This window comes from Burkholderia stabilis, assembly GCF_001742165.1.
GTDB classification, from domain to species: domain Bacteria; phylum Pseudomonadota; class Gammaproteobacteria; order Burkholderiales; family Burkholderiaceae; genus Burkholderia; species Burkholderia stabilis.
Map to the genome: position 1 here is coordinate 2116634 of NZ_CP016443.1, position 13356 is coordinate 2129989.

The 13356-nt window shown below is 68.2% G+C and carries 12 protein-coding genes; 3 read left to right on the forward strand and 9 right to left on the reverse strand.

What is annotated here, in order from left to right; genetic code table 11:
• Nucleotides 1-319 precede the first annotated feature (319 nt).
• On the forward strand, nucleotides 320-3391 hold the full coding sequence (locus tag BBJ41_RS27285; RefSeq protein WP_083281990.1) for a heavy metal translocating P-type ATPase: 3072 nt from the start codon (nucleotides 320-322) through the stop codon (nucleotides 3389-3391).
• A gap of 153 nt (nucleotides 3392-3544) precedes the next feature.
• Here the strand turns inward: BBJ41_RS27285 and BBJ41_RS27290 are convergent, their stop codons facing one another.
• The 4 genes from BBJ41_RS27290 to BBJ41_RS27300 form a co-directional block, all read right to left on the reverse strand.
• Nucleotides 3545-4024 (reverse strand): GNAT family N-acetyltransferase, encoded by a 480-nt coding sequence (locus BBJ41_RS27290; protein ID WP_069749323.1) that lies wholly within the window; start codon nucleotides 4022-4024, stop codon nucleotides 3545-3547.
• Nucleotides 4025-4175: 151 nt separating this feature from the next.
• Nucleotides 4176-4331 (reverse strand): hypothetical protein, encoded by a 156-nt coding sequence (locus BBJ41_RS41285; protein WP_006481665.1) that lies wholly within the window; start codon nucleotides 4329-4331, stop codon nucleotides 4176-4178.
• Between the two features lie 175 nt (nucleotides 4332-4506).
• On the reverse strand, nucleotides 4507-6030 hold the full coding sequence (locus BBJ41_RS27295) for a flagellar hook-length control protein FliK (RefSeq protein WP_069749324.1): 1524 nt from the start codon (nucleotides 6028-6030) through the stop codon (nucleotides 4507-4509).
• Between the two features lie 101 nt (nucleotides 6031-6131).
• The gene (locus BBJ41_RS27300) at nucleotides 6132-6830 is read right to left on the reverse strand and encodes an MgtC/SapB family protein (protein WP_069749325.1); all 699 of its coding nucleotides are present in this window, start codon (nucleotides 6828-6830) and stop codon (nucleotides 6132-6134) included.
• 115 nt (nucleotides 6831-6945) lie between these two features.
• Between BBJ41_RS27300 and BBJ41_RS27305 the strand changes: the two genes are divergently transcribed.
• Nucleotides 6946-8055 carry an AGE family epimerase/isomerase gene (locus BBJ41_RS27305; RefSeq protein WP_069749326.1) on the forward strand — a complete coding sequence of 370 codons (1110 nt, stop codon included), beginning with the start codon at nucleotides 6946-6948 and terminating at the stop codon, nucleotides 8053-8055.
• Here the strand turns inward: BBJ41_RS27305 and BBJ41_RS27310 are convergent.
• Nucleotides 8028-9647, reverse strand: a complete 1620-nt coding sequence (locus tag BBJ41_RS27310) for a methyl-accepting chemotaxis protein (protein ID WP_069749327.1) — start codon at nucleotides 9645-9647, stop codon at nucleotides 8028-8030. The two genes, BBJ41_RS27305 and BBJ41_RS27310, sit on opposite strands and share 28 nt — an antisense overlap.
• Nucleotides 9648-9951: 304 nt before the next feature.
• On the opposite strand from BBJ41_RS27310, the gene BBJ41_RS27315 reads away from it, so the two are divergent.
• On the forward strand, nucleotides 9952-10395 hold the full coding sequence (locus BBJ41_RS27315; protein ID WP_069749328.1) for a PaaI family thioesterase: 444 nt from the start codon (nucleotides 9952-9954) through the stop codon (nucleotides 10393-10395).
• A gap of 67 nt (nucleotides 10396-10462) precedes the next feature.
• Here BBJ41_RS27315 and BBJ41_RS27320 read toward each other — a convergent pair whose 3' ends face one another.
• The 4 genes from BBJ41_RS27320 to BBJ41_RS27335 form a co-directional block, all read right to left on the reverse strand.
• Entirely contained in the window at nucleotides 10463-10744 is a 282-nt protein-coding gene (locus BBJ41_RS27320; protein ID WP_069749329.1) for a type II toxin-antitoxin system RelE family toxin, read from the reverse strand.
• Nucleotides 10734-10982, reverse strand: a complete 249-nt coding sequence (locus BBJ41_RS27325) for a type II toxin-antitoxin system Phd/YefM family antitoxin (RefSeq protein WP_048023838.1) — start codon at nucleotides 10980-10982, stop codon at nucleotides 10734-10736. Before BBJ41_RS27325 ends, BBJ41_RS27320 begins: the two co-directional genes overlap by 11 nt.
• 118 nt (nucleotides 10983-11100) lie before the next feature.
• Nucleotides 11101-12153: a CaiB/BaiF CoA transferase family protein gene (locus BBJ41_RS27330; protein ID WP_069749330.1), complete on the reverse strand. Its 1053-nt coding sequence runs from the start codon at nucleotides 12151-12153 to the stop codon at nucleotides 11101-11103.
• 261 nt (nucleotides 12154-12414) lie between these two features.
• Nucleotides 12415-13218: a hypothetical protein gene (locus BBJ41_RS27335; protein ID WP_236872072.1), complete on the reverse strand. Its 804-nt coding sequence runs from the start codon at nucleotides 13216-13218 to the stop codon at nucleotides 12415-12417.
• Between the last annotated feature and the right edge of the window lie 138 nt (nucleotides 13219-13356).

Genomic DNA, 13356 nt, shown 5'->3' on the forward strand with positions numbered 1-13356 from the left:
TAATATGCCGAATAGCGGGTGAACGGCCGTTGCACTACTGACGAATTCGAAATAGTTCGGACGATTCGTCACAAAACCGGCGATCTCGAAACGACATGGGTGCGCGAGAGAACAATCCGGGGGATTGAGCGACGGTCAGCCCTCGACGAGCGCAGAGGTACGACCGCCCGGCTGTCCGTCTGGAAGCCGGGCGTTTGCTTTTTCCGGGCTGTGACAATCTGTGTGCATCGATCACATCGTCATCGCTTGACCTTACCATCATGGGAATGTTGATACTGGAACCATTCGCGGCATGAACCGCGCCTTTGGGGAATCCGACATGACTGAACCACTTGCCTCCGCAGCGCTGCAAACGATCGAACTGAGCGTCGACGGCATGCATTGCGGCGGCTGCACGGGCCGCGTGCAGCGCGCGCTGGCCGCCGTGCCGGGCGTCGTCGACGCGACGGTCGACCTCGACACGCACGCGGCGACGGTGACCGCGCAGGAAACGGTCGAGCCCGGCCGGCTCGTCGACGCGGTCGCCGAGGCCGGCTACCGCGCGGCCGTGCGTGAAACGGCGGTCGAGGCCGTGGCTGCCACGCATGCGGCTCACGCGTCACACGCCGAAGCACCGCCCACGACGGCGGCAGCGCTGCCGGCGGCCACGATCGAACTCGACATCGACGGGATGACCTGCGCATCCTGCGTGTCGCGTGTCGAGAAGGCGCTTGCGAAGGTGCCGGGCGTCACGCGCGCGTCGGTCAATCTGGCGACCGAGCGCGCCACGGTCGACGCTGCAGCCAACGTTTCCGCATCGCAACTTGCAGATGCCGTGAAGCAAGCCGGTTATGGCGCGACGCCGACCGCGCAGGATGCGCCCGTCGCGACCAGCGCCGTCGCCGCCGCGATGCCTGCCGCGTCCGCCAGCATCGAACTCGACATCGACGGGATGACCTGCGCGTCCTGCGTGTCGCGTGTCGAGAAGGCGCTCGCGAAGGTGCCGGGCGTCACGCGCGCGTCGGTCAATCTGGCGACCGAGCGCGCCACGGTCGACGTGACAACCGAGGTTTCCGCGTCGCAACTGGCAGATGCCGTGAAGCAAGCCGGCTATGGCGCGACGCCCGTCGCTGACGCCCGGCCGGCAGAATCTGCCGCCCCCACCTCCGCCGATCTCGAACTCGACATCGGCGGCATGACCTGCGCGTCCTGTGCCGGCCGCGTCGAGAAGGCGCTCGCCGCCGTGCCGGGCGTCGCACGCGCATCGGTCAATCTCGCGACCGAACGCGCGTCGGTGCACGGCGCCGGTGCACTCGACGCCGCCACGCTGATCGCGGCCGTCACGACGGCCGGCTACCGCGCCTCGCTCGCTGCCGCACCGAGGGCCGGCGCCGAAACACAACTGTCCAGCCCCGCGCAGGATCCCGACGCCCGCAAGCGCCGCGAAGCGGTTCGCGAACGCAATCTCGTGATCGGAGCGGCGGTGCTGAGCGCGCCGCTCGTCGCGCCGATGCTGGCCGCGCCGTTCGGCGTCGACCTGATGCTGCCCGGCTGGCTTCAGCTCGTGCTCGCGTCGATCGTCCAGTTCGGCTTCGGCGCGCGCTTCTACCGCGCGGCCTGGCACGCGGTGAAGGCGCGTGCCGGCAACATGGATCTGCTCGTCGCGCTCGGCACGTCGGCTGCGTACGGGCTGAGCCTGTGGATGCTGTTGCGCGATCCCGCGCATCCCGGCCACCTGTATTTCGAGGCGTCGGCCGTCATCGTCACGCTCGTGCGCTTCGGCAAATGGCTCGAATCGCGCGCGAAGCGCCAGACCACCGAGGCGATCCGCGCGCTGAACGCGCTGCGTCCCGATCGTGCGCGCGTCGTCGAGCACGGCGTCGAACGCGACGTGCCGCTGTCGCAGGTGCGCGTCGGCACGGCCGTCAGCATCCGTCCCGGCGAGCGCGTGCCCGTCGACGGCCGGATCGTGTCGGGCCGTTCGCACATCGACGAATCGCTGATCACCGGCGAAAGCCTGCCCGTGCCGAAGGATGGCGGCGACCCCGTCACGGCCGGCTCGATCAACGGCGAAGGCGCGCTCGTCGTCGAAACCACCGCGATCGGCGCGGAGACGACGCTCGCGCGCATCATCCGCCTCGTCGAATCCGCGCAGGCGGAGAAGGCGCCGATCCAGCGGCTCGTCGATCGCGTGAGCGAGGTGTTCGTGCCGGCGATCCTCGGCATCGCCGTGCTGACGCTGGTCGGTTGGCTGATCGCCGGCGCCGGCATGGAAACCGCGATCCTCAACGCGGTCGCGGTGCTCGTCATCGCGTGCCCGTGCGCGCTCGGTCTCGCGACACCCGCCGCGATCATGGCCGGCACCGGCGTCGCCGCGCGGCACGGCGTACTGATCAAGGACGCGCAGGCGCTCGAACTCGCGCAGCGCGCGACCGTGATCGCATTCGACAAGACCGGCACGCTGACCGAAGGCAAGCCGTCCGTCACGGCATTCGAAGCCGTCGATGTGCCGCGTGCCGAAGCGCTCGCGCTCGCGGCGGCCGTGCAGCGCCAGAGCGACCATCCGCTCGCGCGCGCGGTGGTCGCCGCGTACGACAAGGACGTTGCCGCGCACGGCGACACGGCGCCGTCGGCCGCTGCGGGCGCGGCAACCGACGCCCGCGCGGTGGCCGGGCGCGGCGTGGAAGCGCGCGTCGGCGGACAATTGCTCGCGCTTGGCAGCACGCGCTGGCGCGACGAGCTCGGCATCGTGGTGCCGCCCGCGCTCGACGCACGCGCGGCGGAACTCGAACGCGCGGGCAACACGATCTCGTGGCTGATGCGCGCCGACGCACCGCGCGCGTTGCTCGCGCTGATCGCGTTCGGCGACACCGTGAAGCCGGGCGCGCGCGATGCAATCGCGGCGCTGTCGGCGCGCGGCGTCGCAAGCGTGCTCGTGACCGGCGACAACCGCGGCAGCGCGGCAGCCGTCGCGGCGTCACTCGGCATCGGCGAAGTGCATGCGCAGGTGCTGCCCGACGACAAGGCGCGCGTCGTCGCCGAGTTGAAGCGCACGCACGGCGGGATCGTCGCGATGGTCGGCGACGGGATCAACGATGCACCCGCGCTCGCCGCGGCCGATGTCGGCATCGCGATGGCGACCGGCACGGACGTCGCGATGCATACGGCCGGCATCACGTTGATGCGCGGCGATCCTGCGCTCGTCGCCGACGCGATCGACATCTCGAAACGCACGTACCGGAAGATCCAGCAGAACCTGTTCTGGGCGTTCGTCTACAACCTGGTCGGCGTGCCGCTCGCGGCCCTCGGCTGGCTGAACCCGGTGATCGCGGGCGCGGCGATGGCGCTTTCCAGCGTCAGCGTCGTGACCAACGCGCTGCTGTTGCGGAGATGGAAGGGCCGCGCGCGTTGATACGCGCCGGTGACGCTGGGCGTTTGGCGTTTGGCGTTTGGCGTTTGGCGTTTGGCGCTTGGCGCTTGGCCAACAGGAAGGATCGGGAGAGTGGCCGACGTCAGCCGTGTAGTGGAGTCGGCCACTGGTGGCGGCGCAACGCCGGCTGGCGGTTCAACCCACGATAACCGGCTTGATCAACGTCGTCGTGATCGGCGCGAAGCCGCACGCACGATAGAGCGCGCGGGCGGCCGTGTTGTGATTGAACACCGACAGCCCGATTTCGGTGACGCCATGCCGGCGCGCCTCGGCGTCGAGCGCATCGAGCGCGCGCGTGGCCCAACCCTGGCGCCGCCGGGACGGGACGATGTCGAGGTCGTAGATGAATAGTGTGCGGTTCGGCCCTTCGGGCACGATCGCGTACCAGAGGTCGCCCACCGCGTCGCCGCTGGCGCCGTCGATGAGCACGACGAGTGTCTGGCCGGATGTCCGCAGGCCGTCAGGCAGCAGCGTATCGAAACAGGCGCGCGCACGATCGGCCGCGTCTTCGACAGCGTTCTGCCCGGATGAAACGAGATCAAGCGCGTAGCCGTCGATGGCTCGCGTGCGGTACGCGTGGAATTCGCCGGCCGTCATCGGCCGCATCTGCAACATGGCCCGGTCGCCGTGAAGGGAATCGGACTTCCAGTGTAGCGGGACGGTCGCGCCAGCGCGCAATGCGGCGGCGGAAAGCAGACAGGCAGGTGCGGCGAACGCCGCGCCGAATCAGCGAATCAGCGAATCAGCGAATCAGCGAATCAGCGAATCAGCGACGGTACAGGACGATCGGCACGAGGTGTGCACGGCGCACGCGCTCGGCTTCGGCGCGACGCGCAGCATACGAGTATTCCGCGTCGAGCGGCAGGTGCGGCGAGACGAACAGGTCGTCGATCTTTTGCAGCAGGGCAAGGATGAAGCTCATGTGAGACTCCTGACAGAGGTGACTAGGGTTTTCCCGTAGATATGCGTCATTCTAAGGGTTTTCCCCTAACTCCGCCAGTGCGCCGCAACAGTTTGCTGCACGTGCGCGACCGCCGATCGCCGACCTGGAACGGCGATCCTTGCCCGGCTTGGCTCTCAGGATAGGGTCGAAACGATCAACGGGTCCGACGAGCACGCTTGGCGACAGCCGCCTCGCGGTTCGCACTGCGCTGAAGCCGATCGACTTGCGACAGCAGCGCTTCGTGGTGCTCCTCGAGCGTCATCAGCGTCGCCTGCTGCGTCGAAAGATCCGCCGCGAGGCGATCGATCCGCTGCTGCTTGGTTGCCGCGTCCTGCTTCAGGTTCGCGATCTGCCGCGTTTGCAGAATCAGCGCGACGAGCCCCGCCAGCACGACGACAGCCAGCGCCAGCAGCAGGCGGTTGACGCGACGCATCTCGCGATCGGCCGCGCGCGTCAAACCGTCCACATCGGCCTGCAGCGCAGCGAGCCGGTCGGTCAGCGGACGCAGGTGCGTGTCGGGATCGAAGGCCGGCGCAGCCGCCTGTGTGCGTTCCGACGACGGTTTCGTCACGAAGGACGCGGCGGAAGCCACCGGCTGCGGGACGGGGGACGGCGAAGCGTCGGCCTGCAGTGTGGCGTCTCGGGTCGTTGCGGTCGTTGCAGCGATTGCCGGCGCGGCCGGCTGTGCCAGCGTTTGCGGCTCGACCTTCGAAACGGCGTCCGGTGCCGGATTCGATCCGGTTGCTTCCAGCGCTGCGTCGACGCTCGCCGCAACCGTCGCGGATTGCACCGCCGGCGCTTCGCTTGTGCCGGCAGTCGCCCGGCGTTTGCCGCCCGACGACGAGCGGCGCTCCTTCACGGCATCGCCGGCGGGTCGCCCTTCGCGGGATTTGACGGCAGCGGCTTCGACGACAGGCTTCGCAACTTCGCCATCAGCGACTTGAAGTTCGGTTGCCTTCGCCGCAGCGCTATCGGCCGCGTGCAGCCCGGAGGCCTTCGGCGCAGCATCGTCGCTCGATTGCAGCCCGATCGCCTTTATCACAGCACCATCGGCCGCCGGCAGCTCGATTGCCTTCGCCGCAGCGCCATCGGCCACTTGCAGCCCGGGCACCCTCAGCGCAGCGTCGTCGCTCGATTGCAGCCCGATCGCCTCTATCGCAGCACCATCGGCCGTCGGCATCTCGGTTGCCTTCACCGCAGCGTCATCGCCAGCCGGCGCATCGGCTTCGTTCATTGCAACGCCATCCACCACCGGCCCAACGCCGACGTTCGCGGCATCATCGCCTTCGGTCGCCGAAACACCCTCGGCCACCACCGCGACACGCGGCTTCACCGCGCTGCCCGTCTCGTCATGCGCTACCGCGCCATCAACGGCCGGTGCGCCGAACCCGTCCAGCGCGGGTTGCCGCCCGGCGGACACATCGTCGGCGACATCGGCTTCCAGCACCACGTCACTTCGTACCGCGGCCGGCGACCGCTCACCCGGCTCGAGCACCGGATCGCCGAACAGGTCGAGCGTCCGCTCGTCGCGCGACGCATCGCCGGCCGGCGCGCTGCCGGGCCGCGCGGCCGCCCTTGCGGACGTGCTGCCTGCGGCAGCGGCCGAACGCTGGCGCGAACGGGCCGACGAACGAGTGGAACGGGAACGGGAGCGAGGCGTGGAAACGGATTCGGTCATGGAAATCGAGTAGCGGGGCCCGCGAGCGCGGAACCGGATGTCGAACGGAATCGGTGGCCGGCCATTGTCGCACGCTCTGTCGCCGATTCAGCCGATTCAGCCTATTCGTCGCCCGACAGCCCGCGCCCTTCTTCGAAACGCGTGACGCCCCGCAGCGCGCGCAGCTTGTCGCAGATCGCCCGGTACTCGAGCTCCGACACCCGCGCGAGCGCGATGCGCACCTCGTCGTGCTCGCCGGTATCGTCGGCGCGCTGCACGATGAACTGCTTCACGCGCGCGCTGTCCGGGCCGAGCGCCGCGTGCAGCGAATCGAACGTCAGCGCGCCGCTCACGACCGTCAGCGCGAGCTGGCGCCGCTGGCGCACCGTGAAGTAGCGCCGCTCCAGCGGCTTGATGCCGGCCAGGATGATCAGGATGATGATCGTCGCCGAAATCGACGCGACGTAGAGCCCGCCGCCCACCGCGAGCCCGATCGCCGCGACCGACCACAGGCTCGCGGCCGTCGTCAGCCCGCGCACGATCTCGCCGCGCAGCAGGATCGAGCCCGCACCGAGAAAGCCGATGCCCGACACGACCTGTGCGGCGATCCGCGACGGATCGAGCACGATGTGGTCGCTGGTGCCGAGCACGTCGGCAAAACCGAACGCCGATACGATCATGATCAGCGTCGAGCCAACGCATACGAGCATGTGCGTACGCAGGCCCGCCGCCCACGACAGGCGTTCGCGCTCGAAGCCGATCACGCTGCCGAGCGCCGCCGCCAGAACGAGCCGCATCACGAGTTCCAGGTTGCTGAGCATCCGATTTATCTCCTTTTTTTGGTGCCGGCCGCGCGGAATGTTTTATCCTTGGCCCCGGCCGCGCCGATCCTCCGGGCCGCGCCGACACGATTCGAACCAAGCGCTCAACCCCGTCATGTCCGTTTCCGACTCCGCTTCCGCCCAGGCCGCCCAGCTTCGCCACCATTTCGCACACGTCGTCTTGCCGATCTGGCGAGGTTCAGGGTTCGACCAAACATTGCAGCTGCCGTTCGAGGCCGTCGATCCGGCCACCCATGCGCCGCTGCCCGTCACCCGTTATCGCGCAATGGCGTGCGCGCGGCAACTGTTCGTGTTCGCGCAAGCCGGCGACACGGCGCATGCGGCCACGCTGTTCGACGCGCTGTGCCGCCATTTCCGCGATACGCGCCACGGCGGCTGGTTCTACAGCGTCGACGCGCAGGGCGCACCGCTCGATACGACCAAGGATCTCTATACGCACGCATTCATCGTGTTCGCGTGCGCCGCGTGGCATGCGGCGTCGGGCGACGCCGCCGCGCGCAAGGTGGCCGAGGAAACCGCTGCGCTGATCCAGGACCGCTTCGCACCGCGCCGCGGCGACGCGCTGCTCGATGCGGCGCGTCACGTCGATTTCTCGTCCTCCGGCAGCGGCGCGCTGCAGAATCCGCTGATGCACCTGACCGAAGCCTGGCTCGCCGCGGCCGACGCTTTCGACGACACGGCATTCGACGATGCGCTCGCGCATACCGCGCAGGCCGTCGAGCGCACCTTCGTCGACACGGCGACCGGCTGCGTCGCCGAGCTGCCGCTCGGCGCGGCCGACAACCGTTTCGAGCCCGGCCATCAGTTCGAATGGTTCTATCTGGTCGATGCGGCCGGCGCGCGGCTCGCGCAAACGGCGCTCCCCGGCGCGCTGTCGCGCGCGTTCGTATTCGCGGAGCAATACGGCGTGGATACCCAGACGGGCGGCGTCTGCGCGGCGCTCGACGCGCAAGGCGCGTGCCTCGACGGCACGCAGCGGATCTGGGCACAGACCGAGTACCTGCGCGCGCTCGCGACGCACGGCGGCACGCCGGCCTCCGCACCGCTCGCGACGCAGATCGAGCGCTTCGCCGCGCGCTTCCTGCATCCGCGCGGCTGGTTCGAGTGCAAGACGGCGGACGGGCAGGTGTCGCGCGCCGACATGCCGTCGACGACGCCCTACCATCTCGCGACCGCCTACGCGGCGCTGCCGGCCGGCGCGTAACCCGCGTCGGCGAACGACGGCGCCGCGCGCTCGCCGCGTGCGGCGCGCGCATCGCCCAGTTCGAACACCGACACCGCCTGCATCAGGTGCGCGGTCTGGTCGTTCAACGACGCGGCTGCCGCCGCGACTTCCTCCACCAGCGCCGCGTTCTGCTGCGTCAGCTGATCCATCTGCGTGACCGCCTGGTTCACCTGCTCGATCCCGACGCTCTGCTCGACCGATGCGGCCGTGATCTCGGACATCGTCTGCACGACGCGCGTGATCGACGCCGACACCGTCCGCATCGCTTCGCCGGCGCGCTCCACGAGCTCCGCGCCGCCGTTGATCTGCGCGACCGAATCCTCGATCAGCGCCTTGATCTCCTTCGCCGATTGCGCGCTGCGCTGCGCGAGCGAGCGCACTTCGCCCGCGACGACCGCGAAGCCGCGCCCCTGCTCGCCGGCCCGCGCGGCCTCGACCGCCGCGTTCAGCGCGAGGATGTTGGTCTGGAACGCGATGCCGTCGATCACCGAGATGATCTCCGCGATCCGCCCCGAGCTCTGCGCGATGCCGCGCATCCGGTCGATCACGCTGTCGACCACGCCGCCGCCGTGGCTCGTCGCTTCGAGCGCCGCGTCGGCCAGCGCGCTGGCCGCGCGGGCGCTGTCGGTGTTCTGGCGGACGGTCGCGGTCAATTCCTCCATGCTCGCGGCCGTTTCCTCGAGCGACGCGGCCTGCGTACCGGTACGCGCCGACAGGTCGGCGTTGCCGCCGGCGATCTCGCCCGCGCCGAGGTGGATCGCGTCGGACGCGTGGCGCACCGTGCGCACGGTGCCCGCGATGCTCGCCTGCATCGTCGCGAGGCCGCGCAGCATCCGGTCGATCTCGAACACGCCGCCCGCCCGCACGGCTTCGTCGAGCCGGCCCTGCGCGATCCGCTCGAAATGGCGGCCGGCTTCCTCCAGCGGCGCGACGACCGCGCGCCGCGCGGCCGCGTAGATGGCCGCGCTTGCCGCCAGCATCGCCACCAGCAGCACGATGCCGACCGACTTGAACCAGAGCATGCCGCCGTCGATCGTGTCGATCGCGGTGCGGCTCGATGCGCTGCCGTAGTCGGCGAAGCGATGCAGTTCGGCGAGGTAGGCGTCCTGGATGCCTTGCGTCGGCTGGTCGAGGAAGGCCTGGATGTTGTCGGCGTCGAGGAACTGCACGAGTTCGGCCAGCGCGCCGCGCAATGCGCGATAACGCTCGGCGAGCGCCGCGACGCGCGCGCGGTTCGTCTCGTCGACCGGCTGCGCGGCCGTCAGCACGGCGAACGCCTTGTCCGCTTCGGCAAGCGAAGCGCCGGCGTGACGGATGATGTCCTCCGGCTTCGGGCCGCCGCGCACCATCCGCGTGCCGGCGCGCGACAGGTTGATGCGCGCGTCGAGCAGTTTCTCGGTCGCCTGGTTGACCGCGTCGACCTGCGCGATCGCGACGTTCGACAGATCGTCGACGCCGCTGCGCGTCGACGTGAGCGCCCAGAAGCCGAGCGCCTCGATCGCGAACAGAAAGAGGCAAAACACGGTCAACACGCCGAGCAGACCCGACGCGAGCTTGATTTTTCCGAACATGGGGAGATTCCTGGAGAGCGGACGAGGAGGCAATGCCCCGGCATTAGCGGCATTTCCGCGTCGGACTTTAGGTGCGGCCGGTGCGGGTGCCCGGCAAGGCAGGCCTGACAAGGCAGGGCGGTGGTACGTCGCGCGCATGCCCTCTCGTCGAATCGCCCGCAAACAAGGACGACGAACGCATTCGACACAACAATCGCATCGCATTCCGCCGGAAACTGCAGGAAACGCGGACGAATTTCCTTGCTTATCCGCAGCCCCCTTCCTAGAGTTCAGCGCAAGCGCGCACTCATTTCGAGGAAAGTCGATGACCGATATCACGGACCACGCACGCGGTGCATTGCGTGCGCAACCGTTCAGCATGCTGCTGGGCGCGGAGCTGATGCATATCGGCGACAACGAAGTGTCGCTGTGCCTGCCCGTGCGCGAAGAATTGCGGCAGCAGCACGGTTTCGTGCATGGCGGCGTCATCAGCTATCTCGCCGACAACGCGCTGACGTTCGCCGGCGCGCTCGTGCTCGGTCCGCGCGTGATCACCGCCGAATACAAGATCAACTACCTGCGGCCGGCGGTGAACGGCACGCTCGTCGCGCGCGCGAAGCTCGTCTACGCGGGTCGGCACCAGGCGACCTGCCAATGTCACGTGTTCGTCATCGACGCCGATCACGAGCGGCTCGTCGCGATCGCGCAAGGCACGATCAACCGCGTCGGCGACGGCAAGATGCCGGATGCGCCTGAAGAAACGGCCTGAAGCGAATTTCCCGGGCCGGGCTCGATAAGACCACCTGAGGAACACCGGACACGCAGCGCGTGTCGCGCTAGCGTTTCATGGCAGCAAGATAAACGGCGTCGCGCTCGCGCCGCCCGACAGCGACCACCAGCACGACGACTTCCGCATCGCGTACTTCGTACACGAGACGATAGCCGACGCTGCGCAGCTTGATCTTGTAGCGATCCGGATGGCCGTGCAGCTTGGCCGAAGGAATGCGAGGCTTCTCGAGCCGCTCGGCAAGTCTGGCCTTGAACTGATCGCGAACGGTGCGATCGAGCTTCTTCCATTCCTTCAACGCAGGTTCGAGAAACGCAAGCTCAAAGGTCATTCAGCTTGACCTTGACGACTTTCTCCTTGGCGCGCGAATCGGCCAGTGCGTTGTCTTCGATATCTTCGAGACGTTCGACCATCGCTTCCCATGTCTTCGCCGGGATGCAGTAAAACGCGGGTTCGTTGTGATTCAGAATCGCGACCGGGAAACCCTCGCCGGCCGCCACGGTCCCCATCGGGTTCCGCTTCAACTCCGAGACGCTAGCCGTCACGCTGGCCAGAATGGTGTGAGGCATGTCCGCTCCTTTTTCGATCGAGCTTCCATTTTACTTTATTTAGCACCAAATTTAGTACGATTTTGGATACCCTGACGGTCACACCGGATTCGCTCTGGCGCTGTGAAGTTCGGCACGTCTACTCGGCCACCCCGCCCTTCAGCGGCAGAAAGCGCGGCGCCACGCGCGCCCGCACGTTTCCATTCTCGTCGGTGCGGTAGATCCCGCGCGCCGCGTTGTGCGGATGCCGCGCCGCGTCGGCCACGCTCAGCAGCGGCGCGAAACACGCGTCGGTGCCTTCGAGCAGCGCGCGCCAGTGCGCGGACGGCTGCGCGGCGAACACGTCGGCGAAACGCGCCTTCAGCGCGGGCCAGCGCGCGCGGTCGTACTGCGAAGCGGGATCGACGTCCGTCAGCCCGAGCCGTTCGACCAGCAGCGCATAGAACGGCGGCTCGAGCGCGCCGATCGTCACGCATTCGCCGTCCGCGCAGCGATACACGTCGTAGAACGGCGCGTCGTGAAAGAGGCTCGGCTGCGCGCCGTCGAGCTGCCCGTTCGCGCGCGCCCACAGCGCGAGCGAGCCGAGCATCGACACGATGTCGACGATCGCGCCGTCGACCACGCGCCCCGGCCCGCCGCCGCGCACGTCGAACAGCGCGCAGACGATCCCGAACGCGAGCCCGAGCGCGCCGCCCGCATCGCCGACGACGGTCGGCGGCAAACCCGGCCGGCCGTCGTTCGGTGCCGACAGCGACAGCAGCCCCGTCAACGCGACGTAGTTCAGGTCGTGCCCGGCCGCGGCCGCGAGCGAGCCGTGCTGGCCCCAGCCCGTCATCCGCCCGTACACGAGCGTCGGGTTGCGGCGCGCGCAATCGTCGGGCCCGAGGCCGAGCCGCTCCATCACGCCGGGCCGCAGCCCCTCGACCAGCACGTCGGCCTGCGCGATCAGGTCGAGCGCGGCCTCACGGCCGGCCGGCGCCTTCAGGTCGAGTTCGACGATCGTCTTGCCTTCGCGCAGCAGGTCGCCGTCGCGGCTCCGCAGCGCGTCCGGCGCGCTGGTGCGGCCGGACGGGCGCGCGATCAGCGTGATCCGCGCGCCCATCCCGGCGAGCATCCAGCCCGCGAGCGGGCCGGGGCCGAGGCCTTCGAATTCGACGATGTGGATGCCGGAAAGCGGCGCGTTCAATGACATGGCGACCTCGTGGGGATGCAATCGAAGCGGGGGACGAGCCGTCGCCAAAACACGGCATGCCCGCAGGAAGCGCCTATTCTGACGCGCTTTCGCACCGCGAAGGCAATCCGCACGCAACGGCGAAAGGGCCGGCAAAACGATGCCGGCCCCTGCCGTCAGGGTATGACCCAGGTCTGGTTCTGATACACCCGGGCCGCCGTGGACACACCGGAGTGATCGATCTCGACGTAACGGCTGGTTACCCGTCCGCTCCCGGGCGGGTTACGGGGTCTTCCATTGCCCGCCTTCGTAGACTCGCCCCGTCGAATTGGTATTCGTGAGGTCGATCTCGATGCTCCGCGACCGCGCCTTCGAGAAGATCGTCGACGTCTCGATGCTCTGCTCGAACCACACGAGCACTTTCTCGATCGGCGTGAACGACGCCTCCCCCGACACCATCACGTCGGGCGCGGCGTAGATCGGCGTGCTGATGGACTCGCCGTCGACGCCGGTACTCAACTGGCAGATGCCCGGATGGATTTCGCCGTAGTCGTTCTCCATGTTGATCGCGGTCGGGTCGCCGCCCGTCGACGGCGAGCCGAACTGGCCGAACTTGTCGAGCGTGATGATCTCGCCGAGGCCGATCGCGACCTTCTTGGTCGACGCCTTGACCGTGATGCCGTCCTGATACCGGTTGCTCCCGAAGATCTGGTAGATCGGCGTCCACGAGAACTCGTTTTCCTCGAGATATTCGAACGACGCGCGCCAGACGATGTTGTAAGCGGCATCCCCGACCTTCTTCGCGAAGCACAGGTTGTAGCCGGCTTGCTTGAGCGTCGTGAAGTCCTTCTTGCCGATCCCGATGTCGACGGTCTTGGTCGCAGCCGCCAGGGCGTTCTGGAACGACTCGACCAGCACGCCGTACTCCTCGGCCAGGAGCAACTGCGCCTGAACCTCGAACTCCGCGACGTTGCCGGTCGGGCTGAGGCTCTTGCACACGACCTTCTGGCCCTGGTCGACATGCGTGCCCTGGTACACGTAGTACGTGTTTTCGGTTCGGAGGCGCTCCTTGTTCACCCCGGTCACGGTGAACTTCTCCCCGGGCTTTTTCTTCAGCTCCCCCGTGCCCTCCGTAACAGCGTCCCAGCTGCCACCGACTTTCGGCCAACGGCAAATTTTCAGAATACTCATTTCAGGTCCCCTAGCAATACCCGCAGAAAAGAA